This is a genomic window from Vandammella animalimorsus (genome assembly GCF_002285265.1).
Classification (GTDB): domain Bacteria; phylum Pseudomonadota; class Gammaproteobacteria; order Burkholderiales; family Burkholderiaceae_C; genus Lampropedia.
In genome coordinates, this window is the sequence record NZ_NSJB01000006.1 from 65,023 (window position 1) to 89,828 (window position 24,806).

The following is a 24,806-nucleotide window of genomic DNA, read 5'->3' on the forward strand; positions in this document are numbered from 1 at the left end:
GGTCATCTGGCGGCGCTACCCCGGCTGGCCGCGCGCCACGAACAGCAGCGAGCCCCCCAGCAGCAACAGCAGCGCGCCGATCACGCCATCGACCCAGCGCTGGCGCGCCAGCAGCGCGCGGCGCATGGCCGGGGCGGAGAAAAACCGCGCCACCACGCTGAACCAGACGATGTGCGCCAGCGACATGAACAGCCCATAGCCCAGGCTGCGCGCCAGCGGCGTATCGGCATGCACCACCTGGGTGTAGACCGCCACGACGAACAGCATGGTCTTGGGGTTCAGAGCATTGGTGAAAAAGCCCATGCGCCACGCTGCGGCCGCGCTCAAGGTCTGCCCAGCCGGGGCCTGGGGCGTGGCTTCGTCCGTCTGCGGCTGCGGCTGCGGCGCTGCAGCGCGCCAGCTGCTGACAAGCGCCTGCAGCCCCATGAACACCAGATAGGCCGCGCCCAGCAGCTTCAGCAGTGCAAACAGCCAGGGCGAGCGCAGCACCAGCAGCGCCACGCCCAGCACCGTGTAGCACACGTGCACCTGCACGCCAGCGCCAATGCCCAGCGCCCCGATCACGCCGGCGCGCGGGCCAAAAAGATAGCTGGTGCGCGCAATCATGGCGAAGTCCGGCCCCGGGCTGATCACCGCCAGCACCGTGATGCCGATCACGGCCAACCATTCATGCATGGCCCGCCCCCTGCCCGCCGCAGCGCGGCGCAGCGTGCAGCGGCTGGCACAATCGCCGCCCGGGCAGCGCCCCCATCCGCTCTTTTTGCCCATCGGGCCGAGACCGTAAACAGCTTGCCTGCATGGCGATTCCTCCAGTGATGCGAAGGCGCGCAGTATCTGCAGCCCGGGCGCGGAGGAAAAGCGATTTTTCCGCCCCTTGATCCGTGCGTTTTCATCGTGCTTGGCCCTGCAGATTCCTCGCTCTCGCGCATCCCCCTGGCGGCGCTGCGCTATTTCGACGTCGCCGCGCAAACGGGCAGCTTTGCCCAGGCCGCCCAGCGGCTGCACGTCACCCACAGCGCCGTCAGCCGGCAGATCCGCCAGCTGGAGCAGGCCCTGGGCGTGGCGCTGTTCGAGCGGCGCAATCGGGCGGTGTTTCTCACCGCCCAGGGGCGCTTGTTGCAGGCCACGACCTCAGCGGCCTTCGCGCAGCTGGACGGCGCCTTACAGCAGCTGCGCCAGCGCCCGGACAGCCAGCGTCTGGTGCTCTCCTGCGAGCCCACGCTGGCCATGAACTGGCTCATCCCCAGGCTGCCATCGTTTCAGCGCCAATACCCGGACATCTCGCTGCATTTGCTGGCCGCTGGCGGGCCCATCGACCTGCAGCGCAGCGGGGTCGATCTGGCGCTGCGCCGCAACGACTTCGTGTGGGACAGCGCCAGCGTACATGCCAGCAAAATCTGCGATGAGTGGATTGGCCCGGTCTGCCGCAACCGCCAATGGCCGCGCGGCGGCCTGGCCCAGGCGCGGCGCCTGCACACGGCCACGCGCCCCGATGCCTGGGCCAACTGGCAGCGTCTGCAGCATCCGCAACGCCTGCACGCCAGCGGCGGCCACGCGGCAAAAGCCGCGTCAGCGACAGGGAGTGCGCCCGGCACGCGCCGCGCTCCGCGCCAGGCCTCAAACCAAGCGGCCCAGGCGGCGGCAAGTCAGGCGCAGCACTACGAACACTTCTACCTGAGCATCCAGGCCGCGGCAGCGGGCCTGGGGGTGGCCATGGCCTCGGTGCTGATGGTGCACGACGCGCTGGCCAGCGGGCAATTGCATGCGCCGCAGGGGTTTGTGCGCGATGGCTCCAGCTACCACCTGCTCAGCCGCGTGCCCTGGGCCGAGGCCAGCGCCGCCTGCCTGCAATTGCGGCAGTGGCTGCAGGCCGAGGCCGCCGCCTGCTGCCCGCAGCCGCCTGCCTGCGATGCAACGGACAGGCAGCGCAAGCGCACATAAGCCCCTGTTCAAAGAGAAGGAGAAGGCAGGGCCTGCCGCCCTTCACGGCAAGGGCACGCCCTTGGGCCACAAGGCCCAGAGGTACAGATCCTGCTTGACACGCCCGGCCAGCTCGCCAGCCTCAGGGCCCCGGCCGGCGAAGTAATCGGCGCGCACCGCGCCGACAATGGCGCTGCCCGTGTCCTGCGCCAGCACCAGGCGCTTTTCGTTGAGCACCGGCCCGGCCGTCATCAGCCAGACCGGCGTGCCATAGGGGATGCTGCGCTTGTCCACGGCGATGGAGCGCCCCGGCGTCAGCGGCACGCCCTGGGCGCCGCGCGGGCCCAGCTCCTGCGCCTCGGGCGGCAGCTGCTCTTCCTTGAAGAACACGTAGCGCGGGTTGCTCCACAGCATCTCCTGCACCCGATGCGGGTTGGCCTGCACCCAGGCCTTGATGCCCGGCCAGCTGGCATCGCTGATCAGGCGGCGCTCGAGCAGCCAGCGGCCCACGCTCTTGTACGGATGGTTGTTCGTGCCCGCATAGGCCAGGCGCACATGGCGGATGGCCCCGTCGGGCTCTTGCAGGATCAGGCGGCCCGAGCCCTGGATGTGCAGCACCAGCGCATCCACCGGGTCTTCCAGCCAGGCGATTTCGCGCCCGGCCAGGGCCGTGGCCGCGCCCGGGTGGCCCGTCTCGATCTGCTGGCGGCTGAACCACGGCCCTTGGTTGGCATAGCCCGATGGCAGGGCATACAGCGGCACGCCAAAGCCGCCGCCGGCCATGCGCCGCGCGCGCATCACAGGCTCGTAATAGGCCGTGAGCATGCCCCGGTCGCGGCCATCGGGCGTGCGCACCAGATAGGGCTGCAGGCTGCGCCGCATCCAGGCGCGGCGCAGCGCATCATCGGCCGTGCGCAGGGCCTGCACCTCGCTGCAGGCCTGGCGCCAACTGGGCGCAGGCGCACTGCAGCTGTGCAGCCAGGCCGCCCAGGCCTGCTCCAGCGCATCCTGCTCGAAACCGGGCAAATCGCCCCAGGGCACCGGCGTCCACAGCGCGGCGGGGCGATGCACGCTGGGGCCCATCGGGTGGGGCATCAGCACCGGCAGCGCACTGGGCTGGGCCTGCGCGCCAGATTGGGCCGGCGCAGCCGGGGCCGGCGTCGGCTTGGGGGCGGCGCAGCCTGCCAGCCAGGCCGCCAGCCCCATCGCCACAATGCCGCAAAGAAAACGTACAGACATGAACAACAACCTGGGCCATCATGGCCCTCAAACAACGCATGGGCTGCGCACACCGCCAACGCCATGGCGCAACACGCCCCCACACAAAGACTGCATCCCATCCAAGGCCATTGACCCCGCCGTGACAACCATTGGCGATACTGGCGCGTTGAGGGCATGCAATGCGCTCCGCGCCATGGCGCGGGCTTGTCAAACGGCAGGCGGATTATCCATAAGAGCCCGTTGAGGATTTCGGCCCCAGCCGAAAAAACCGCCCGGAACCGGTTCGCGATCTCTGCACGCCCAAACGATTCAACCAAACGCCGATCCGGCATCACTTTCTCTTGGAGGGAAAACCATGACCCAAACCACCACCGCACTGCGCGCCACCCGCCCCCTGCTGGCCGCTGCCGCAGCCACCAGCGTGCTGCTGGCCGGCTGCGCCAACATGAGCGACAACCAGCGCTACACCGCCACCAGCGTCGGCATCGGCACCGCGGCGGGCGCCGTCGTCGGCGGCATTGCGGGCGATGGCCGCGGCGCAGCCATCGGCGCCACGCTGGGCGGCCTGGGCGGCTATGTCTGGTCGCAGCGCATGGAACGCCAGCGCGCCGAAATGGACCGCGCCATGGCCGACTCTGGCGTGGTCGTCACCCAGACGCAGGACAACCGGCTCAAGCTCAACATCCCCAGCGACATCTCGTTTGACACCAACCGCGCCGAGATCAAGCCACAGTTCGCCCCGCTGCTGGACCAGTTCGCCATCAGCCTGCAGAACAACCCGGGCACGGACATCGTCATCGTCGGCCACACCGACAGCACCGGCAACGACGCCATCAACAACCCGCTGTCGTTCAACCGCGCCGAAAGCACCCGGCAATACCTGATTGCGCGCGGCGTGGCGGCCCAGCGCATCCAGATCGATGGCCGCGGCTCGCACGAGCCCGTGGCCACCAACGCCACGGCCGAAGGCCGCTCGCGCAACCGCCGCGTGGAAATCTACGTTGGCGAGCCGGCCCAGGCCCAACCTCAGCAACCACAGCCGCCGCAATACCAGCCGCAGCCCTACCCGCAACAGCCGCAGTACCAGCAGCCGCCCCAGCAGTACCCGCAGTACCAACCACAGCCGTACCCGCAGTACCGCCGCTGATAGGCCTGCAGCCACACCCCAAAGCCCGCCAGAGCCGCCTGGCGGGCTTTTTCATGGCCGCGCGGCACGGCGCGCGGGCCACGGCGAGCACCTGCCGCCCTCAGGGCGCATCGCCCGACTCGGGCTGCGGCTGCTGGGCAGTGGGCTGGCGGGCCAGGCGCTCGACCTGGGGCTCGCTCCAGGTGCCGTGGATGTGGAATTGCCGTGCGGCCGATTCGGCCAGCGGCTTGCTCAGGAAGAACTGCGCCAGGAAGGTGCCTGCGCCCACGGCCGGGTTGATGGCCGTGGCCACGAGCGAGGCGGTCATGGCGTCGAGCTCGGGCACGACCACGACCTGGATGTCCTGCGTTTCGGCCACGAGGTCGGCCACGCCTTCGAGCAGCACGCCGGCATTGACGCCCTTCATCTGCAAATTGTTGGTGCGCGCCTGGCCGCCTTCCAGCCGCACGTCGCCCTGGATGAAGTCGAAGGCAAAGCCGCTGCTGAACACGTCGCGGAAATCCAGGCTCAGCCGCCGCGGCAAGGCCTGCAGGCTGAGCACGCCCAGCAGCCGCGCCGCGCCGGCGCTGGCCTGCAGGAATTGCCCACGGCGCACCTGCAGGTGCAGCGCGCCGCCCAGGCTGGGCAGATCGAGCTTGAGCGGCGAGCCGCTCCAGGACAGCCGCCCGTCGAGCTGGCCCTGCCCGCCCTGCAGCACGCCGGGCATGCCCAGGCGCGCCAGCAGGCCGCCGGCGTCGAACACCTCCAGCGTGAAGCGCATGTCCATTCGCTTGCGGCCGCTGAGCAAGGCGCTGGGCTGGCCCTGGCGCACAGCATCGCGCCAGCTGCCCTTGGCCGTCAGCCGCGCCTGGGGGGTGGTCATGGTCAGGTAGTTGATGCGCCATTCGCTGGGCGCGCCGGCCTGCACCTGGTTGACGGCCTGCAGGGCCACGCGGCCCCAGTCGCGCCGGGCCAGCAGCAGGCGTTCGATTTCCAGATCCACGGTCGGCAGGTGCGTCACATCGGCCCAGGCAGGCGCCACGCCGCCGTGCTGGCCGGCCTGCGAAGATTGAGAGGCCTTGGGCGTGGCGGGCTCGCCATCGCCCTGCTCGGCCAGCGTGGCGGGCAGCTCCAGATAGGCCACCTTGCCGCGCAGCAGGCCGGTGCCGTCGAGGTAGTCCGGGTGGTATTCCAGCGTGCCCTGGGCCTGGCGCGCCTTGAGTCTGGCCACCCAATGGCGACGCTCGCCCTCGCTGCGGTAGATCTGCGCCTGCACGGCGTCAAAGCCCACCGCCCCCAGCTGCAGCCGCGCCAGCTTGGCATACCAGACATCGGGCAAGAAGGCCTGCCAGGCCGGCGGCGCGGATGACGCAGAGGGCACAGAGGGCGTGCCTGCTGCGGATGGCGCAGCGGCTGCAGGGCCAGGCTGCGGCTGCGCCAGCGCATGCAGCCAGGGCAGCCAGGCCGAGGCATTCCACTGCGGCCAGGCAATGGTGGCGCGCACCCGCGGGGTGATGGGCGCGGGCGCGAAGCTGTTGGGGATGAAGGCCGCCAGGCGGCGCTCATCGGCACTGAAGGCGCCGATCAGCACCTCGCCGCCCAGCACGCGCCAGGCGCTGGCTGCATTGGCGCTGGCTGGCTGGGGCGCGCTGTTGCCCACTGGCGCGCTGGCGGCATCGGCCGCACTGGCCGGGGCCGCCAGGCGGTAGCGGGCGTACAGGCGCTGGCCCCATTGCAGTTGCAGGCTTTCCTCGCCCTGCGCCTGCGCCGCTGGCGCATGCCACAGGCGCAGCGGCTCGGCGCTGGCGGCGGGCTTGTCCAGCGGCGCGGGCAAATGGCTGCCCAGGCCTTGCAGGTCGCTGCTCAGGTCGATGTAGGCACGCTCGCCCACGGTTTGCACCTGCAGCTGGTAGCTGCTCTGGCCGTGCAGCGGCGCCAGCCAGGCCTGGGCTGCGCCCTGGCCCAGCGCCTGGTCGGCGTACTGGCGCAGGCCGTCGGCGCTGAGCTGGCCCTGTGCCTCGATGCGGGTGCGAAAGGGCTGGCCCGGCTGCAGCGGCTGTGAGGCCAACGTCAGCCGCAGCGGCCCGCCCAGCGCCTGGGCCTGCAGATCCTGCGCCGCAAAGCCCTGGTGGGTGAACTGCACGCTGCCCTGCACCTGTTGCAGCTGCGGCACCTGGGGCCACCAGCGCAGCTGGTTGCCCTGCAGGTGCACACGGCCTTGCACGCTGGGCTGCGCCCCGGCCCGCGTGGCCGCGGCCTCCAGCGGGATGTCCAGCTGCAGCTCCAGGCGCGCCGCGCCATCGCCTTGCAGCGTGTCGAGCACATGGCCGGTCATGCGCGCTGCCGGGGTGCTGGCCAGCACATCGAGCTGGGCCTGCAGCGGCCCCTGAGCCTGCGCCTGCACTTGCAGATGGGCATGGGTCAGGTCGTCGATGCGCGCCTGGCCTTCGAGCAGGCGCACCTGCGGCGCGGCCTGCAGCTGGCCTTGCCGCACCTGCAGGCGCATTTGCTGGCCTTCGAACACCAGCGTGCCGGCCAGGGCCTGCAGATCGGGCCAGGCCAGCGGCAGCGTGCCCGGCGGCAGCAGCGCGTGGGGCAGGTAGCGCAGGCCCACGTCTTCCAGCTCGGCCTGGATGCGAAACAGCGCCTCGCCAGCCCCAGCCCTGGCCCCGGCGGCGACCCGCCCCGGCGTGGCGGCGGGCGCGAAGGGGAATTCGTGCAGCGGGCCGCGCACCTCGAACTGCACCTGGCGCGAGCGGCCCTGGCGCACGGCATCGCGCACGTAGTGGCGCACGGGCTGCGCGATGCTGCGCGGCAGGTAACGCCACACGGCCGTGGCGTCGGCCTGGCTGAGGCTGGCGCGCAAGTCCAGGTGCCCAGGCCAGGGCCCGGGCTGGCGGCCTTTGCGCGGTGTCATGCGCGCCACCTCCTGCGCCGTGGAGTTGCGCCAGTGCAGGCGCAGCTGGCCGCGGGCATGGGCATTGGCCAGCTGCGGCGCCTGCAGTTGCAGCTGCCACAGGCCCTGCGCGTCGCGCTGCCAGTGCAGCTGCGCCTGCAGTTGCTCGATGGGGATGTGGGGCGGCTCGAACAGCCTGGGCAGGCGCACGGCGCCCTCGGCCATGCTCAAGGTGGCCTGGCCCTGCCGGGCATCGGCCTGCAGCGTGCCGCTCAGGCCGGCCACTGCGGCCGGCAGGCGCTCGTCCTGCATGCCCAGCCGCAGTTGCTGCCATTGCGCGCGCAGCTGCCAGTGCTGTGGCGCATTGGCCAGCCAGGCTGGTGCTGCTGGCGGGGATGGCTGCTGGGATGGCTGCTGGGATGCGGGTTGCGCCGCGGCGCCGTGCCAGCTCAACTCCAGCGCTTGCAGCCGGCCTGCGGGTTGCCAGCGCGCCAGCTCGTGCTGCACGGCCTGCCAGCGCTGCCGCCAGGCCGGCGCGGCGCGCGCGGCTGTGGGCTGCGGCGGCTGCAGCAGGGCAGCCAGCGGCGCCAGCTCCACATCAGACCATTGCAGCTGGCCCTGGGCGCTGCGCCAGTGCGACCAGTGCTGCCCGGGCGCCAGCTGCAGTGACAGCTGCATGGGGCCGCTGCGCCATTGCCAGCGGCCGCGCGCCAGCTGCATGGGCTCCAGCGTCAGATGCCATTGCGTGCCCGGCCCACCCTCCTGGCGCAGCAGCGTCAGCCTGGCCTGGACCTGCTCCCAATGCAGCCAAGGCGGCGCGGCCTGCACGCCGGCATCGCGCAGCTGCCATTGGCCCAGCTGCACGCTGGCATCGGCGCGCGCCAGTTGGCCCTGGCGCAGGCGCAGCTGCAGCTGCGCATCGACCTGGCCGCTGACGGCCTGCGGCTGCGCCAGGGCCGCCCAGGCCTGCGGCCACGGCCTGCCCGTTTGCTGGGCCCATTGTTCGGTCCATTGTTCGGCCCATTGCTGGGCAGTCTGCAAGATGGGCTGCAGCTGCTGCACCGGCACGGCCTGCAGCTGCAGCTGCCAGCGCCCATCGGGCAGGCCGGACTGCGCGCCGCCCCAACTGCCGCGCCACTGGCCCTCGACGCGCACGGCCGCCGCTGGCGCAGCTTCGGCAGTGCCAGGCCCTGCGGGCGGCGACGGCGACAGCGACAGCTGCAGCTGGTGCGCGCCCAGCACGGTGTGGCGCAGCTGCCAGTCGATGTGGTGCAGCGCCCAGTGCACCTGGGCCGGGCCTGCCTGGCCTGCGGGCTGTTGCTGCCAGATCAGGCTGCCCTGCTCCACGCGCAATTCGGGCTGGCGCTGCAGCCAGCGCCACACGGCCGCCCCGGCCGCCCCGGCAGAGGAGGCGGGTGCGGGCTGCGCCGCCGTAGCGGCGTCATCAGGGGCCAGCGCCGGGGCCGCCGCGCTGGCCGGGCTGGCGGTCGCGCTCAGGTACAGCGTCGGGCGGTGCAGCACCAGCGCCGCCACGCCCTGGCGCCACAGCATCTGCCAGGACAGCTCCACCCGGGCCTGGGGCACATGCAGCGCCATGCGGCCATCCCGCGCGCGGGCCTGCACATCCCACACCACCAGGCTGGGCAGCAGCCCGGCGGCCTGGGCCTGCAAACGGCCCAGCTGCAGCTGCAGGCCGGTGGCCTGGCTGGCATAGCGCTCCAGCGCCGGGCGCCATTGGTCGATGCGCGGCAGCAACCACCAGTGCAGCAAGGCCAGCGTCAGCGCCAGGCTCAACAGCAGCCCCAGCAAGGCCCAGCGGATCCAGCGCAGGCCCCGGCGCCAGAGCATGCGCCCGGCCCGGGGGGCCGGGGCGGGCGCGCCAGGGCTGGCCGCATCCAAGAGGGGTCGATTCATGGGGGGCGATTATCGGCCCGGGGCCTGGGCGCGGCGGTGCGCCAGTGCATCAGCACACCAGTACGCTGGCCGACAATACGGGCCATCTTCGGCCCCCATCCGCACGATTGCCATGAACCCCTGCACTACGCCGCCGCCCCCACCCAGCCGCCCCGCCTGGCAAGGCCTGCCCGGCGGGGCGGGCCATTCGCGCTTTGTGCAGCGCATCCGGCGTCGCTACGCGCAGGAGCTGCCCTGCCTGCCGCCCGGCGCGCTCACGCGCGCGGGCATGCAGCAGGCCCTGCAGGCGCTGCTGCACACCCAGCCGCTGGGCGCGGCGCTGCGCATCCTGCGCCAGCTGGTGCTGCTGCGGCTGGTCGAGCGCGATGTGGAGCAGGCCGCGCCGATGCAGGAGATCACCCAGGCCATGACGGAGCTGGCCGAGCTGGCGCTGGACCAGGCCTTCGGCCACGCCCAGGCGCAGCTGCAGCAGCGCCACGGCCAGCCGCTGGACGCGCAGGGCCAGGCGGTGCAGTTCTGGATCGTGGGCATGGGCAAGCTCGGCGCGCGCGAGCTCAACGTCTCCAGCGACATCGACCTGATCTACGTCTACGAGCGCGATGGCCAGACCAGCGGCAACGCCAGCGGGCGCGGCGTCATCAGCAACCACGAGTACTTCAGCCGGCTGGCACGCCAGCTGCAGGCCCTGGTGGGCGAGACCACCGAGCACGGCCTGGTCTTTCGCATGGACCTGGCGCTGCGCCCGCACGGCAAGTCCGGCGCGCCGGTGAACTCGCTGCCGGCGCTGCACCAGTACTTCCTGACCCACGGCCGCGAGTGGGAGCGCTTTGCCTGGCTCAAGAGCCGCGTCGTCGCGCCTGCCGCCGCGGTGCGCTCGCCCAACGTGCGCAAACTGCGCGAGGCGGTGCTGCCGTTCGTGTTCCGCCGCTACCTGGACTACCCGGTGTTCGACGCGCTGCGCGACTTGCACCGCCAGATCCGCGAACACGCCAGCGCGCGCTGCGCCGGGCGGCCCGAGCGCGCCAACGACGTGAAGATCGCGCGCGGCGGCATCCGCGAGATCGAGTTCACCGTGCAGCTGCTGCAGGTGGTGCGCGGCGGCAGCTTCCCCGAGCTGCGCTGCCGCCCCACGCTGGAGGCGCTGCAGCGCCTCAGCCGCGCCGAGCTGATGGCGCCGCAGACAGCCCAGCGGCTGCACGATGCCTATGTCTTTCTGCGCCAGAGCGAGCACCGCATCCAGTACCTGGACGACCAGCAAACCCATGTGCTGCCCACCGATGCGGTGGACCTGCAATGGATTGCCCACAGCATGGGCTTTGCAGGCACCGACAGCTACCTGCAGGCGCTGGCCGCGCACCGCGAATGCGTGGCGCAGGAGTTCGACGCGCTGCTGGGCACGAACAAGAAATCGCGCCGCCGGCCCGGCCCGGCCAGCAGCGCGCAGGCCAGCCCAGCGCCCGATGCCGCCAGCGACCAGCCACCACCGGATGCCAGCCATGCCAGCGCCGCGCCCAGCTCCTGGCCCCAGCTGCTGCGCCAGCTGCCCCCGGCCATGGCCGAGCACCTGGCAGCCTGGCCCGAGCTGCCGCGCTTTGAGGCGCTGCGCCATGGCTCCATGGCGCGGGTGCTGACGCTGCTGCACGCCACGGGCGAGCAACTGGCCAGCGGCGCCATCACGCAGGATGCGGCGCTGCGCTTTTGCGACTGGATGGAATCGCTGCTCGGGCGCGACAGCTACTTCGCGCTGCTGATCGAATGCCCGGGCATCCACAGCCGCCTGCTGCAGCTGCTGGGCTCAACCAAATGGCCGCTGCGCTACATGCTGCGCCACCCCGGCGTGGTCGACGAGCTGGCCAGCGGCACCATGCTCAGCGAACGCTTTGACGCCGAGTACTTCGCCAAGGAGCTGCAATGGCGCCACGATGCGCTGCGCAGCACCGGCGAGGACGACGACGAAGCCCTGATGGACGTGCTGCGCCGCGGCATGCACGCCGAGACCTTCCGCACGCTGGCGCGCGACGTGGAGCAGCGCATCTCGGTCGAGGCCGTGGCCGACGACCTCAGCGCGCTGGCCGACACCATCTTGCAAGTCACCACCGACTGGTGCTGGCAGCGGCTGCGCAAAAAGCACCGCGACACGCCGCAATTTGCCATCATTGGCTACGGCAAGCTCGGCGGCAAGGAGCTGGGCTACGGCAGCGACCTGGACATCGTCTTCGTCTACGACGACGAGCACGAGGACGCCCCGCTGGTCTACGCCAACCTGGTGCGCAAGCTCATCGCTTGGCTCAGCAGCAAGACCGCCGAAGGCGACCTCTACGCCATCGACACCGCGCTGCGCCCCAACGGCAACTCCGGCCTGCTGGTCACCAGCTTCCAGGCCTACGCCGACTACCAGCAGCAGCGCGGCAGCAACACCGCCTGGACCTGGGAGCACCAGGCCATGACGCGCGCGCGCTTCGTGCTCGGCTCACCGACGCTGCGCGCGCGCTTTGACGAAGTGCGCCGCGCCGTCATCCAGGCCCCGCGCGAGCACGCCGCGCTGCGCGCGCAAATCCTGGCCATGCGCGAAAAAATGCGCCAGGCCCACCCCATCGCCAGCGGCAGCTTCGACCTCAAGCACAGCCCCGGCGGCATGATCGACATCGAATTCGCCACCCAGTACCTGGTGCTGGCGCACTCCGGCCAGCACCCCGAGCTGGTGCGCAATGCCGGCAACATCGCCCTGCTGCAAATCGCCCAGGAGCAAGGCCTGCTGCCCGCCCCCATGGGCCAGGCCGCCGCCGACGCCTACCGCACCATGCGGCGCAGCCAGCACATAGCCCGCCTCAACGAAGAACACGGCCAGCTGCCGCTGCCGCAGGCCCAGGCCATGCAGCAGGCCGGCCTGGCGCTGTGGCAGCACCTGTTCGGCGCGGATGAACAGGCGCAAGCGCAGGCCACGCGCCTGCATTAGGGCGGTTTCGATTCTTATAAAGACATTTCCTGCAAGCCCGGCTGGTTCTCGTCACACCCGCGCAGGCGGGTGTCCAGTTGCGACGCTGACAGGGGCGGCGCTGACGGGGCGGCGCTGCTGTTGGCCAATCCCCCTCTCGTGCACAAGGGTGGCGCTGGATGCCCGCCTTTGCGGGCATGACGAGAGCTGCTTGCGAGATGGCGATGCCAGTCAGCGGCCAGGTCTTGGATTTGTAGGCGTTCGAGCAGAACACGCTCTGGGGGTTGTTCCAATCTCCGCCCGGCGGACAAAAAAGAGAGCGGCCATGGGGTTTGCCCATGGCCGCCTTCTTTATTTGAACTGGCGACTGCCAGTCGATAATTTATTGCAGCGCCTGCAGGCCAGCGACCAGCCAGCCCGAGCCGCCGTTCTTGGGCTTGGTCATGTTCCAGACCTCACGGAACGGGTTCGGGCCTGCGGCCGCGTCCTCGCGGATCATGCCGGAGAACTCCACGCTGGCCATGTAAACATCGTCGAGCTCTTCGATGCCCAGCAGCTGGGCATCGAGGGTGATGACCTCGGTGTGGTTGGGCTTGCCGCCGCTGTGGGCGTCGCGCTCGGCCAGTTGCTGGCGGATCTCGGCCAGCATCTCGTCGGTCATCATGGCGCGCAGCGCCAGCAGGTCGCTGTCGTCCCAGGCCTTTTGCAGGCTGACGAAATTGCGCTTGGCCGCGCTGAGAAAGCCCTCGGTGTCAAAACCCTGCGGAATGCCCCAGCTCTGCGAGCCGGCCAGCGCCGAGCCGATCATCGAGCCGCCTTGCTCAAACGGGCGGGCCGAGGCGTCGTTGCCGACGTTGCGCGGGTTGTAGGGCTGGGCGCTGCGCTGGCTGGCATTGCCAGCCATGCCGGCAAAGGGGTTGCCGCCGGCGGCCGCGCCCTGCATGGCCGGGCGGTTGCGCGAGCGCATGATGGCGCCAATCACCGCCATGGCCAGCAGGCCCAGCAGCAACAGCATCAGCACCGTGCCGAATTCCTCACCCAGACCCAGCGCGCTGGCCAGCCAGGCCAGGCCCAGGCCAGCGGCCAGACCGCCGAGCAGGCCCATCATGGGGCTGCGCGGGCGCGCCTGGGCATTGGCCGCAGCGCCGCGCTGCGCCGCTGGCGGCGTGGTGGCCTGCTGGCGCTGCGTCACGTTGCTGGACTGGCGCCCGATGGAGCTGCCACCGCCCATGCGGCGCGCTTCGGCATCGGCGTGCACCAGCATCAGCAGGGCGAGAAAAAAGGCTGCCAGCACGGAGCCGAGCTTTTTCATCGTCAAGGTCATTGTTTCTCCTGAATCATTGAATGGCAGGCGCATGGCCGCCGTTGGATTTGCCTGGGCGCGATTCTTCCAAATTGCGAATACCCTTTCCGGTTTTCGGTTTCCTGCCAGCACTGCATGAAACATGCCCTGGCGATAATGCCCGCGCAGCCAAGTCGCAGACCAGGCCCATTGCAGGCCCGGCTTGGGTCAACAGAAAGGAGTCTTCCCATGCCGCATTCCCCGCTTCACCCAGCGCCTGGCCTGCAGCGCCCGCTGATCAAGGCATTGAGCCGGGTATTGAGCCGCGCATTAACCCGCACATTAAGCCCGGCACTGGCCGCAGGGGCATTGCTGGGCGCTGCCGGCTGGACCATGGCCCAGAACCCTACCAGCCCGACCAGCGCGGCCAGCCCGGAGCAGCTGTGCGACACCACCGCCTCGCCGCTGGACCCGCAGCGCCCGCCCGAGGTCAAGCCCCGGACGTTCACAGCCGGGCAGGAACTGCAGGAGACGATCGCCGCCTGCCTCAAGGCCATCAAAAAGCACCCGCAGCAGGCGCGCTATGCCTACCAGCTGGGCAACGCCTACCTCCTGCAATTGCAGGAGTACGAACTGCAAAACCTGTTCAACCACAAAGGCCAGGGCGCATCGCGCCGTGACATGGCCAAGGCATGGCAACTCAAGGCCCTGGCCAGCGGCGCGCGCCAGCAATACCGCCGCGCCGCCGATGCGGGCTATCTGGCCGGGTACTACGGGCTGGCGCTCATGCAGCTGCGCGAGCTGCAGCCAGTGCCATGGCCGGCTCTGCAGGAGCACCACCAGGCCCTGCAGGCCAAGGCCCCGGCGCTGGCCCATGTGCTGCAAGGCCGCTGGCACAGCCACCAATTCCTTGAGGTGCAGGACAAGCCACAGGCCCAGGAGCACCTGGCCCAGTCCCGCCAGCATTACCAGCAGGCCATCGACCTGGGCCTGCCCCAGGCTTTGCTGGCCCTGGCCAGCAGCTACCAGCAGCCCAACAAGGGCCAGGATGGCGAAAAATACCTGCAGACATTGGCCAAGGCTGCGCAGCTGGACATTGGCATGGCCCGCAGCCTGTATGCCCGGGCGCTGTACCGGCTGGGCCGCAATGAGCAGGCCGACGCCCTGCTGGCCGAGCTGGAGCAGGCCGCAGCCAGCAATGCCGATGCCCGTGTGGAGATGCACTATCTGCAAGCGCAGCGCCTGATCAATGGCCACAGTGGCGTGCGCGTGGACATGCCCCAGGCCATGGAGTTGCTCAAGCAGGCCGCACAAGCAGGGCATGTGCTGGCCAGGCACGAGCTGCTGGACCTGCAAGGGCGCTGGCAGTGAGATCACCCCTGGCTGGGGCAGGCACGCACAGCACGCACACGCCACCAGCACACGCTGGGCCCATTGGATAAGCCCATGGATGGGCCGCTGAAAGACTGCTGCAAAGGCCTCTGGATTCGCGCAGGCCTGCCCTGGCAGGCAGTTGGCCGATAATTGGCCGTTTCGATTCCGGCGCGGCCTGCCACCGCGCCCTGACACTGCATCCATGAGCAAACCTTTTTCCACCCTGATGCTGGCCGAGCCGATCCAGCGCGCCATCGCGCAGATGGGCTACCAGGACATGACGCCCATCCAGGAGCAGGCCATCCCCGTGGTGCTGGCCGGCCAGGACGTCATGGGCGCGGCGCAGACCGGCACCGGCAAGACCGCCGCCTTCTCGCTGCCGCTGCTGCAGCGCATGCTGCGGCATGAGAACAGCTCGGCCTCGCCCGCGCGCCACCCGACCCGCGCGCTGGTGCTGCTGCCCACGCGCGAGTTGGCCGACCAGGTGGCCAGCCAGATCGCCCAGTTTGCCCAGCACACCCAGCTGCGCAGCGCCGTGGTCTTTGGCGGCATGGACATGAAGCCCCAGGTTGCCGAGCTGAAAAAAGGCGTGGAAATCCTGGTGGCCACCCCCGGGCGCCTGCTGGACCATCTGGAGGCACGCTCGGTCTCGCTGGGCCAGGTCGAGTACGTGGTGCTCGACGAGGCCGACCGCATGCTGGACATCGGCTTTCTGCCCGATCTGCAGCGCATCCTCTCGCACCTGCCGCCCAAGCGCACCACCTTGCTGTTCTCGGCCACCTTCTCGCCGGAAATCAAGCGCCTGGCCGAGAGCTACCTGCACAACCCGGTGCTGATCGAGGTCGCGCGCCCCAATGCCACGGCTTCGAGCATTGAGCAGCAGTTCTTCCGCCTGGCCGAGGCCGACAAGCGCCGCGCGCTGCTGCAGCTGTTTCGTGAGAACGGCAAGCAGCAGGCCTTCGTGTTCGTCAACAGCCGCCTGGGCTGCGCGCGGCTGGCGCGCGCGCTGGAGCGCGACGGCGTGCGCACCGCCGCGCTGCACGGCGACAAAAGCCAGGACGAGCGCCTCAAGGCGCTGGACGCCTTCAAGGCCGGCCAGGTCGATCTGCTGGTCTGCACCGACGTGGCCGCACGCGGGCTGGACATCAAAAACGTGCCGGCGGTGTTCAACTTCGACGTGCCCTTCCACGCCGAGGACTACGTGCACCGCATCGGCCGCACCGGCCGCGGCGGCGCCTCGGGCCTGGCCATGACGCTGGTCACGCCCGAGCAGGATCGCCAGCTGGCCGAGATCGGCAAGCTCATCGGCAAGAAAATCAGCGCCGAGCCCCTGCCCCTGCCGCGCGGCATGGAACGCAGCGAGCGGCGCAACCGCCGCGACGAGGCGCTGGAGCGGCGCAGCGCGCGCGAAGCCCGCGAGGACCGCCCGGCCCGCCACGGCAGCAGGCCCGCTGCGGCGCAGGACCCGCTGTTCGACGCGCCCTATCTGCCGCCCGAAGGCGATGCGCGCCCGGCCTGGGAGCCCAGCGCCAAGGCCGCCAGCGGCCACCGCCGCTCGGCCAACATCAAGCCCAAGGCCAAGGTCGCCGCGCTGCTCAGGGCCAGCCCGCAAAGCCCGCGCGAATAGCGATCGCCGCGCCCATCCGATGCTCGGTCAGGTCAGCGCGGCGCGAGGACTTCCATCAAGAGACAAATCCTCAGGGCCACAAACACCCAGAGCCTGTGCGCGATCACCATGAAGGCGATCGCGCACAGGCTCTGGGCACTTGCGGCTGCCAAAGGCGGCAGCCGCTTTTTGGGGGCGGGCATCAGCCCATGCGCTTGCGCTCTTGCTCGACCAGGTAATCGACCACTTCCAGCGCGCGCGGCAGGCTGCTGGACATGGTGCCATCGGTGTAGTACTTGCCGGCCACGCCCAGCGAAGGCACGCCTTCGACGCCAAAGTCGTTTTGCAGCTGCGTGGCCCGGCGCACGGCGCTGGCCACCGAGAAGGAGCCGTAGAGCTTCTTGAACTCCTCCAGATCGACGCCCGATTGCGTCTTGACCCACTCGAACACGGCCTCGTCCGAGGTCAGGCGGCGGCGCTCATTCTGGATGGCGCCAAACACCGCCACGTGCAGCTTGTCCAGCAGCTTCATGCCCTCCAGGGCGTAGAACAGCTTTTGCTGCGGCACGAAGTTGCCGCTTTGCTGGAAGGCAATGGGCACGCGGCGCACCAGCACGTGCTCGGGCTGGGCCTTGACCCAGTTGGCAAACATCGGCTCGAAGGTAAAGCAGTGCGGGCAGGAATACCAGAAGAACTCCAGCACCTCCACCTTGCCCGGCGGGGTGTCCAGATTCACCGGCGTGCCCAGCTTCACGTAGTCCTTGCCCTCCTGGGGCGGCGTCTTGGCCTGCTGCGCCCAGGCGGGCAGGCCGCCCAGTGCACCGGCTGTGCCCAGCAGTGCGGTGGTCAGGGAAAAATCACGGCGATTCATGGACACCTTGTGGCTCCTCATTCAATGGACAAATCAAAACGGGTTCACTCCCGCCGCCCCTGACGGGGCAACATGGGGGATGCATCAGCGCGTCTGTGAGCTGGGCCGGCGGGGAAAGTTCCCGCTCGTGTGCTGCGTCCCAAGCGGCGCGCCATTGTCCCACCAAATGCCTGCGCCGCCCCTGTGCTGGCGTGTTGGCAGGCGTGCAGAGCCTGTTCAAAGTCCCTGGCTGATTTACCATCGCGGCCTCGCGGCCCCAAAGCGGCCACGCCCCACACGAGGACTTCCCGCCCGCGCATGCCTGTACGCCCATGAACAGCACCCCGACACCCCACCACGACACCCCGGCCGCGCGCAATGCCAGCGCCGCCTTGCTCGATGCCTTGCACCAGCGCTTTGGCGAGCAATTGAGCACGGCCAGCGCCGTGCGCGAGCAGCACGGCCGCGACGAAGGCTCGATCCAGGCGCCGCCGCCCGACGCGGTGGTGTTCGCGCAAAGCCGTCAGGACGTGGCCGACGCCGTGCGCCTGGCCCATGCGCACGACACGCCCGTGATCGCCTATGGCGCGGGCTCTTCGCTGGAGGGCCATTTGCTGGCCGTGCAAGGCGGCATCAGCATTGATGTGAGCCGCATGAACCAGATCGTCTCCATCGACGCCGAGGACCTGACCGTCACCGTGCAGCCGGGCATCACGCGCAAGCAGCTCAACGAGGCCATCAAGCACACCGGGCTGTTCTTCCCGATCGACCCCGGCGCCGATGCCAGCATCGGCGGCATGGCCGCCACGCGCGCCTCGGGCACGAATGCGGTGCGCTACGGCACGCTGCGCGAGAACGTGCTGGCGCTGGAGGTGGTGCTGGCCAACGGCGAGATCATCCGCACCGGCACGCGCGCCAAGAAGTCCAGCGCCGGCTACGACCTCACGCGGCTGTTCGTCGGCAGCGAAGGCACGCTGGGCATCTTCACCGAGGTCACGCTCAAGCTCTACCCGCTGCCCGAGGCGGTCTCCGCCGCCATCTGCTCCTTCCCGGGCATCGAGCAGGCCGTGCGCACCGTCATCAGCACCATCCAGCTGGGCGTGCCGATCGCGCGCGTGGAGCTGCTCGACGGCCCCACCGTGGCCCTGGTCAACCAGCACAGCAAGCTGACGCTGCGCGAGGAGCCCATGCTGCTGATGGAGTTCCACGGCTCGCCCAGCAGCGTGCAGGAGCAGGCGCAGACGGTGCAGGAGATCGCCCAGGAATACGGCGGCCAGGCCTTTGAATGGGCCCACACCCCCGAGGAGCGCACCCGGCTGTGGACTGCGCGGCACAACGCCTACTTCGCCGGCGTGCAATCGCGCCCGGGCTGCCGCGTCATCACCACCGATGCCTGCGTGCCCATCAGCCGCCTGGCCGATTGCCTGCTGGCCTCGGTGCAGGAGGCGCAGGAGTCGGGCATGCGCTACTTCCTGGTCGGCCACGTGGGCGATGGCAACTTCCACTTCGGCTACCTGATCGACCCCAACGACCCCGAGGAGCGCGCCCGCGGCGAGGCCCTGAACCACAAGCTGGTGGCGCGCGCCCTGTCCATGGACGGCACCTGCACCGGCGAGCACGGCATCGGCATCCACAAGATGGGCTTTCTGGGCGAGGAAACCGGCGCCGGCGCCGTGGCCGTGATGCGCAGCATCAAGCAGGCGCTGGATCCAAAGAACATCCTCAACCCCGGCAAGATCTTCCCATGGCAAGCGTGATGCAGAGCGCCCCCGCAACGGCTGGCGTCGCCGCCATGCGCCCGCTGGCCGACTGGCCACAGCCGGCGCGCTGCGGCATCCGCGGCGTCATGACCGACATCGACGACACGCTCACCGCCGATGGGCAAATCGTACCCGCCGCCCTGCAGGCCCTGCATGCGCTGCACGCCCAGGGCTACCGGCTCATCGCCATCACCGGCCGGCCCGCTGGCTGGTGCGCGCCCTACGCGGCGCACTGGCCGGTCGATGCCATCGTGGCCGAAAACGGCGCCATGGCCTTCGTGCGCCAGGGCGGCGATGCCCCGCCCGCGCGCCTGTACCAGCAGCCACAGGCGCAGCGTGAGGCCAACTACCAGAAGATGCAGGCCGTGGCCCGGCACATCCTGCAGACCGTGCCGCGCGCGCGGCTGGCCAGCGATTCGGCCGGACGCGAGTGCGACATCGCCATCGACCACAGCGAGCACCACCAGCTCGACGCGGCCGAAATCGCCCAGGTGGTGGCCTGCATGCGCCAGGCCGGCATGCAGGCCACGGTCAGCTCCATACACATCAATGGCTGGTATGGCGAGCACGACAAGTGGCAAGGGGCCAACTGGATCGTGCGCACGCTGCTGCAGCGCAATCTGCAAGACGAGCTCGACCAGTGGGTCTACGTGGGCGATTCGACCAACGACGAGCGCATGTTCCAGCACTTTTGGCACTCCGTGGGCGTGGCCAACATCGCCCGCTTTGCCCCGCAGCTCAAGCATTTGCCGCAGTACGTGGCCGAGCGCGAGCGCGGCGCGGGCTTTGCAGAAATGGCGCAGGCCCTGCTGGCTGCAGCGCCGCAGCGCGCCAGCAGGGCCTGAGCGTGCCCAAAGGGCCTGCGCTCAGCGCAGGCCCAGCACGTCGAACATGTCGAACAGGCCCGTTTGCCGGCCAGCCAGGAACTCGGCCGCCCGCAGGCTGCCCTGGGCATAGCCGGCGCGGCTGGTGGCGCGGTGGCTGATCTCGATGCGCTCGCCCGTGCCGGCAAACAGCACCGTGTGCTCGCCCACGATGTCGCCGCCGCGCACCGTGGCAAAGCCGATGCTGGACGGATCGCGCTCGCCGGTGTGGCCCTCGCGCGCATAGACGGCGCAATCAGCCAGCTCGCGCCCCAGCGCCTGGGCCACGACCTCGCCCATCTTCAGCGCCGTGCCGCTGGGAGCATCGACCTTGTGGCGGTGGTGCGCCTCAATGATCTCGATGTCGTAGCCCGTGGCCAGCGCCTTGGCGGCCATCTCCAGCAGCTTGAAGGTCACGTTCACGCCCACGCTCATGTTGGGCGAGAACACCATCGCATGGCGGCTGGCGTACTGCGCCAGCTGGGCCTTCTGCGCCGCATCGAAGCCCGTGGTGCCGATCACCGTCTTCACGCCACGGGCATCGCATTCGGCCAGGTGCGCCAGCGTGCCCTCCGGGCGGGTGAAGTCGATGAGCACATCGGCGCCCTGCAGGCCCTGGGCCACGCTGTCGGTGATGCGCACGCCGGTGGCATGGCCGGCAAACGCGCCGGCGTCCTGGCCAATGCCGGCACTGCCCGGCCGATCAAAAGCGCCACTGAGGCGGTGGCGCCCATCGCGCACGATGGCGTCAATCAGCATCTGGCCCATGCGCCCACCGGCGCCGGCCACGGCAATGTGAAGAGCTTGTTGGGCAGACATGCAAAAGTCCAGACAGCAAAGAGGAATGAAAGCGGCCTGCCAAAGGCAGGCCAGGGTTGCGGGCCAGGGTCAGCCAAGCGCCTGTGGCCCCTGCCCTGTATTTATTGCTCCAGGGCAGGGTAGCTGCCGCGCGGCCGGGGTTGCGGCTGCGCATCGCCAGTGCCTTCTTGCGCCCCATCGTCGGCGCTTTGCGCCGCATCGGCCTGCCCGGCAGCAGCCGGGCGCTTGGGGGCGTAGCGTTCGAGCTGCTCGGGCGTTGCCTCCAGCTTGGGCACGCGCGGCTTGCGGTTGCCCTGGGCCAGCATGGCGACGAACTCGTTCTCGCTGGGCATCTCATCGCCCTCGACGCGCTCGAGCACAAAGCCGCTGAAGTACACCGTCAGCTTTTTTTCCTCGAACGCCAGGCCCCGGCGCTTGATGCTGAACACGTAGTCCCAACGGTCGGCGTGGAACACGCTGGCCAGCAAGGGCGAGCCCAGGATGTCGCGCACCTGCTCGCGCGACATGCCCGGGCGCAGCGCCTGCACCTGCTCGCGCGAGACGAAATTGCCCTGCACCACCTCGATGCGGTAGGGGGTGATCGCCTCCACCATGCGATGGCTGGTGCGATTGATGCTGCTGCAGCCGCCCAACACCACGGCCGCAACCACACCCAGCAGCAGCAGGCCGCGCAGCGGCAGCGCGGGGGGGGGACTTTGGTACATTGCTCGGGTCATCGCCGCGATAAAAAGTTATGATCGGCGCATTGTATAGCGGCAGTGCATGCAGCCAGATTGGGCCGCCTGGGCGCGCTCTGCACGAATGGCGGCGTCGCATGTCTCTATGGATTCATGCAGACCTTGCCTAGGGGTTGTTGAGATGGAGTGTTGCGGCGGTGTTTTCGGTCAAAACTCCGCAACTGCCGCGTTGAAAATGCTTGCAAGGTGTAAAACCTTGCGCGCATTTTCGCCTTGCATCTGCGGCTTTTGCCTCGAAAAAACCGCTTCGCAAACCCAATCTCAACAGCCCCTGCTTTCTTGAGGACGGACAAACCATGACCAACAACATCGAAGAACTCAAAAGCACTGGCCTCAAGGCCACCCTGCCGCGTCTGAAGATCCTGGAGATCTTCCAAAAGGCCAAGGAGCGCCACATGACCGCCGAGGACGTCTATCGCGTCCTGCTGGACGAGCGCTCGGACATCGGTCTGGCCACGGTGTACCGCGTGCTGACCCAGTTCGAGCAGGCCGGCATTCTGGATCGCCGCAATTTCGAGAGTGGCAAGGCCGTCTATGAGCTCAACGAAGGCCAGCCGCACGACCACATGGTGTGCACGGCCACCGGCAAGGTCGAGGAGTTCTACGACGCCGAGATCGAAAAGCGCCTCAAAAAGATCGCCGCCGAGCGCGGCTGGACGATTCACGACCATGCCATCACGGTCTATGGCCTGAGCCCGGCAGCCGGCCAAGGTCATAAATAAACCCCAGGCCCGCGCTGCCCATCGCCCGGCAGCGCAATTGGCCTACATATTGCCCATATGCCAACGGCTGGTGGATGTGATGCCACCGGCCGTTTTTTTGTCTGCGCCATCTGCACAGCGCCCATGGCCCCGGCCGGCACAGTGCCGGCATCCGCATCAGCAGGGCTGCAGGCTGCGCCCGCCCATGTGGCGGCCCATGTCGCGGCGCACGACTTCGCGGATGGCGTTGTAGTCCGGGAACTCGATGGTGTAGACCGTGGCCGGCTGGCGCTCGACCAGCACCTGCGTGCCGCCAATGCCGCGCTGCTCCAGATTGCGCTTTTGCTGCTCGGCAGCGCCCTCGGTGGAAAAGCGCCCCAACGAAAAGCCCGGCCCGGCAGACGTGCTGCGCAGGCGCTCGTAGGAGACGCCCTTGTTTTGCAGCTCGCTGCGGCGCGCGCTGAGCACCAGCTCGTCATTGACGCCGCCCCAGAACACCATCCAGCGCCCGCTTTGCGTGCTTTGCGTCAGCCGCCAATAGCTCTGCGGCCAGCGCGCCAGCACGCCGCGCACGGGCTCGAGCTGTTCGCTGCTGAACGGCCCCAGCGCCATGCACTGCTTGGGCGGCGGGGGCTCGGCCGGTTTCTCCTGGGGCCGCTCCGGCGGTTTCTCTGGCGGCCTGTCCTGGGCGGGCTCGGCGGGCGGCTCGGGGCTTTGCGCAGGGGTGGCGGGGGCGTCTGCCTGCGCTGCCGGCTCGGCAGCGGCGGGCTGCGGCTCGGCCTGGGCCACAGTCAGGGTCGGCGCTGATTGTGGCGCAACGGCCGGCTTCTTCGGCGGCGGCGCCTGCAGCAACGCCACCGCATCGGCCCGGACTGTGGCGGCGGGCCCGGCGGCGCCATCCTCTGCCACCGGCCTGGCCCGATGCAGTTGCACCCAGCCAAAGTAGGTCAGGTTGGCCACAAGCAAAAAAACGATCAGTGCGCGCAACATGGTTTCAGCGGCCTGCGCAGGGCGGGGCCGTGGTAGCGATGGGGTTGGGGACGGGGGCTGCAGACAGGGCCGGGGCCTGTGCCGGCACGGGGCGCACGCTGACTTCGCCGCTGCCCACTTCGAGCACCTGGCCCTGGCAATCGAGCAGCAGCTCGCCGGTGGCGCTCACGCCCAGGCAGGCGCCGCTGCGGCCATCGCTGAGCGCCACCTGCCGCCCGGCCAGCAAATCCCAGGCGCCAAAGGCCTGCCAAAAAGCGCCAAAGCCCTGCTGGTTGAATTGCTGCACCGCCGCCAGCAGCGCCGGCAGCAGCTGGCACAGCAGCGCCGGGCCATGCGCAATCGGGCCCAGCCCAGGCAGCCATTGCGCCACGCCCACGGGGGGCACGGCGGCCTCGGGCACGGGCGGCGCCTGCAGATTCAGGCCGATGCCGATCACGGCGTAGCGCGCGCCGGGCGGGGCCGCGCCAGCCTGGGCGGCGGTTTCGATCAGGATGCCGGCCATCTTGCGGCCCTGGCCTGCGGCATCGAGCAGCCAGACGTCGTTGGGCCACTTCAAGCCCAGGCGCGGCTGGGGCGGGTGGGGCGCTGGCGGCGCGCCGTGCTGGCGTGCCCAGTCGCTCAGGGCCGAGACCACGGCAATGCCCACGGCCAGCGACAGGCCCGACCAATCGCGCGGCGCCAGCGGCAGGCCCAGGCTGAAAGTCAGCGCGGCGCTGGCCTGCGCCCCATCCTGCGGGGTGTGCCAGCGTTTGCCCATGCGGCCGCGCCCGGCGGTTTGCTGCCCGGCCACCAGCACGCAGGGCGCGTGCTGGCCTTGCGCGGCGCGGCGCATCAGCTCGGAGTTGGTGGAGTCGATGCTGGGCAGCCATTGCAGCTGCAGCCCAGGCCAGGCGGCCTGGGCCACGCTGCGGGCATGGGCCAGGCTGCGGGCATCCCAATCGCGCAATGCGGCGGTACTGCTCTGGCTCATGCGCGGCCCTCCGTGCTGCGGCGCTGGCGCTGCGGCTTGGCCTTTGCCTTGGCGCGCGGGCGGCGCGTCTTGAGCAGCGTGCCCCGGCACTGGGCGCTGCCGCACAGGCAGGCGTAGTCGCGCTTGAGCTCGGCCGTGAGCGGCTCGTCGATCTCCAGCGCGTAGTCGTAGAACAGCTCCTGCCCGGCCTCGATGGGCACGATGGCGACGATGAACACCCGGCCCTGCTCGTCCTCCTCGGTCTCGCAGTTGGGCTCACAGGAGTGGTTGATCCAGCGCGCCGAGTTGCCCTGCACGCCGCCGTCGATGACCGGGCCTTGCTCGGTCTGAAAGTAAAAGGTGTGGCAGGGGTCGCCATCCTTGCGGGCATGGCGGCGCTGGGCTTCGCGCCAGCTGATGCGCTCGCCTTTGTATTCCAGGATGCGCTCGCCCGGCTCCAGATCGCGCAGTGCGTACACGCCCTTGCCGTGAATGCCCGAGCGGCGCACCTGAGTTTTGCGCCCGCTGTGGCGGGGCGCGCCAGCGGCGGCCGCAGCACTGGCAGCGGCTGCGGCGCCAGCGCGGGCGCGGCGCGGCGCGCGCGCCTGTGGGGCATGGGGCGCCGGGCCTGGCGCGGATTGGGCCATGGTGCGTAAAAACTCTGTTACCGTATAAAAAAGCTCGGGCGGTGCAGCCGCATTGCGCGGCTTGGCCGCACGTCACGGCGCGCGCCGCCGCAGCCATTGCCCGCCGACTCCGACGCGCGATTGTAGAGGGGGCCGGGCCCGTGCCTGCCAAGGCGCAGGCCCGGCCCCGCCGCGCCAAGCTCTATGCCGCCATTGGCACCGCGCCTAGCCGCCGTG

General features: G+C 69.8%; 19 protein-coding genes. 8 read left to right on the forward strand and 11 right to left on the reverse strand.

Translation table 11 applies throughout. From position 1 onward, the window contains the following. Window positions 1–15 precede the first annotated feature (15 nt). On the reverse strand, window positions 16–675 hold the full coding sequence (locus CK625_RS09180; protein ID WP_095540055.1) for a LysE family translocator: 660 nt from the start codon (window positions 673–675) through the stop codon (window positions 16–18). Window positions 676–894: 219 nt separating this feature from the next. On the opposite strand from CK625_RS09180, the gene CK625_RS09185 reads away from it, so the two are divergent. Beyond that, a complete protein-coding gene (locus tag CK625_RS09185; RefSeq protein ID WP_095540017.1) occupies window positions 895–1,941 on the forward strand; it encodes a LysR family transcriptional regulator in 1,047 nt (348 codons plus the stop codon). A gap of 42 nt (window positions 1,942–1,983) precedes the next feature. On the opposite strand, the gene mltA is transcribed toward CK625_RS09185, so the two are convergent. Beyond that, complete coding sequence (gene mltA, locus CK625_RS09190) at window positions 1,984–3,159, reverse strand: murein transglycosylase A (protein WP_095540018.1); 1,176 nt, start codon at window positions 3,157–3,159, stop codon at window positions 1,984–1,986. A 337-nt stretch (window positions 3,160–3,496) separates the two neighbouring features. Here mltA and CK625_RS09195 point away from each other — a divergent pair, with 337 nt between their 5' ends. Next, window positions 3,497–4,288, forward strand: a complete 792-nt coding sequence (locus tag CK625_RS09195) for an OmpA family protein (RefSeq protein ID WP_095540019.1) — start codon at window positions 3,497–3,499, stop codon at window positions 4,286–4,288. A gap of 100 nt (window positions 4,289–4,388) precedes the next feature. Here the strand turns inward: CK625_RS09195 and CK625_RS09200 are convergent, their stop codons facing one another. Then, window positions 4,389–9,077, reverse strand: a complete 4,689-nt coding sequence (locus tag CK625_RS09200) for a YhdP family protein (protein ID WP_095540020.1) — start codon at window positions 9,075–9,077, stop codon at window positions 4,389–4,391. A 112-nt stretch (window positions 9,078–9,189) separates the two neighbouring features. On the opposite strand from CK625_RS09200, the gene glnE reads away from it, so the two are divergent. Further along, window positions 9,190–12,033 (forward strand): bifunctional [glutamate--ammonia ligase]-adenylyl-L-tyrosine phosphorylase/[glutamate--ammonia-ligase] adenylyltransferase, encoded by a 2,844-nt coding sequence (gene glnE, locus CK625_RS09205; RefSeq protein WP_095540021.1) that lies wholly within the window; start codon window positions 9,190–9,192, stop codon window positions 12,031–12,033. A 361-nt stretch (window positions 12,034–12,394) separates the two neighbouring features. Here glnE and CK625_RS09210 read toward each other — a convergent pair whose 3' ends face one another. Continuing rightward, window positions 12,395–13,324 carry a Tim44 domain-containing protein gene (locus tag CK625_RS09210; RefSeq protein ID WP_095540022.1) on the reverse strand — a complete coding sequence of 310 codons (930 nt, stop codon included), beginning with the start codon at window positions 13,322–13,324 and terminating at the stop codon, window positions 12,395–12,397. A 219-nt stretch (window positions 13,325–13,543) separates the two neighbouring features. Here CK625_RS09210 and CK625_RS09215 point away from each other — a divergent pair, with 219 nt between their 5' ends. Next, entirely contained in the window at window positions 13,544–14,665 is a 1,122-nt protein-coding gene (locus CK625_RS09215) for a sel1 repeat family protein (RefSeq protein ID WP_143326244.1), read from the forward strand. 205 nt (window positions 14,666–14,870) lie between these two features. Further along, window positions 14,871–16,295: a DEAD/DEAH box helicase gene (locus CK625_RS09220; RefSeq protein ID WP_095540024.1), complete on the forward strand. Its 1,425-nt coding sequence runs from the start codon at window positions 14,871–14,873 to the stop codon at window positions 16,293–16,295. A 32-nt stretch (window positions 16,296–16,327) separates the two neighbouring features. On the opposite strand, the gene CK625_RS14125 is transcribed toward CK625_RS09220, so the two are convergent. Together CK625_RS14125 and CK625_RS09225 are read right to left on the reverse strand one after the other, a co-directional pair. Continuing rightward, entirely contained in the window at window positions 16,328–16,477 is a 150-nt protein-coding gene (locus CK625_RS14125; RefSeq protein ID WP_238945604.1) for a hypothetical protein, read from the reverse strand. Next, on the reverse strand, window positions 16,477–17,145 hold the full coding sequence (locus CK625_RS09225) for a thiol:disulfide interchange protein DsbA/DsbL (RefSeq protein WP_095540025.1): 669 nt from the start codon (window positions 17,143–17,145) through the stop codon (window positions 16,477–16,479). Before CK625_RS09225 ends, CK625_RS14125 begins: the two co-directional genes overlap by 1 nt. A gap of 311 nt (window positions 17,146–17,456) precedes the next feature. Between CK625_RS09225 and CK625_RS09230 the strand changes: the two genes are divergently transcribed. Further along, entirely contained in the window at window positions 17,457–18,881 is a 1,425-nt protein-coding gene (locus CK625_RS09230) for an FAD-binding oxidoreductase (protein WP_095540026.1), read from the forward strand. Window positions 18,882–18,916: 35 nt separating this feature from the next. Next, complete coding sequence (locus CK625_RS09235) at window positions 18,917–19,729, forward strand: HAD family hydrolase (RefSeq protein WP_095540056.1); 813 nt, start codon at window positions 18,917–18,919, stop codon at window positions 19,727–19,729. 21 nt (window positions 19,730–19,750) lie between these two features. Here the strand turns inward: CK625_RS09235 and dapB are convergent, their stop codons facing one another. After that, window positions 19,751–20,566 carry a 4-hydroxy-tetrahydrodipicolinate reductase gene (gene dapB / locus CK625_RS09240; RefSeq protein ID WP_095540027.1) on the reverse strand — a complete coding sequence of 272 codons (816 nt, stop codon included), beginning with the start codon at window positions 20,564–20,566 and terminating at the stop codon, window positions 19,751–19,753. A gap of 101 nt (window positions 20,567–20,667) precedes the next feature. Then, window positions 20,668–21,270, reverse strand: coding sequence for an outer membrane protein assembly factor BamE (locus CK625_RS09245; protein WP_095540028.1), 603 nt, complete (start codon window positions 21,268–21,270; stop codon window positions 20,668–20,670). Between the two features lie 329 nt (window positions 21,271–21,599). Between CK625_RS09245 and fur the strand changes: the two genes are divergently transcribed. After that, on the forward strand, window positions 21,600–22,025 hold the full coding sequence (gene fur / locus CK625_RS09250; protein ID WP_095540029.1) for a ferric iron uptake transcriptional regulator: 426 nt from the start codon (window positions 21,600–21,602) through the stop codon (window positions 22,023–22,025). Between the two features lie 156 nt (window positions 22,026–22,181). Here fur and CK625_RS09255 read toward each other — a convergent pair whose 3' ends face one another. Genes CK625_RS09255 through CK625_RS09265 form a run of 3 tightly spaced genes read right to left on the reverse strand, consistent with a single transcriptional unit; the run spans window position 22,182 to window position 24,590 of the window. Further along, the gene (locus tag CK625_RS09255) at window positions 22,182–22,994 is read right to left on the reverse strand and encodes a hypothetical protein (protein WP_143326245.1); all 813 of its coding nucleotides are present in this window, start codon (window positions 22,992–22,994) and stop codon (window positions 22,182–22,184) included. Window positions 22,995–22,998: 4 nt separating this feature from the next. Beyond that, window positions 22,999–23,964, reverse strand: coding sequence for a biotin--[acetyl-CoA-carboxylase] ligase (locus CK625_RS09260; RefSeq protein ID WP_095540031.1), 966 nt, complete (start codon window positions 23,962–23,964; stop codon window positions 22,999–23,001). Continuing rightward, window positions 23,961–24,590 carry an SET domain-containing protein gene (locus tag CK625_RS09265; protein ID WP_095540032.1) on the reverse strand — a complete coding sequence of 210 codons (630 nt, stop codon included), beginning with the start codon at window positions 24,588–24,590 and terminating at the stop codon, window positions 23,961–23,963. The genes CK625_RS09260 and CK625_RS09265 overlap by 4 nt, the downstream gene beginning before the upstream one ends. Window positions 24,591–24,806 lie beyond the last annotated feature (216 nt).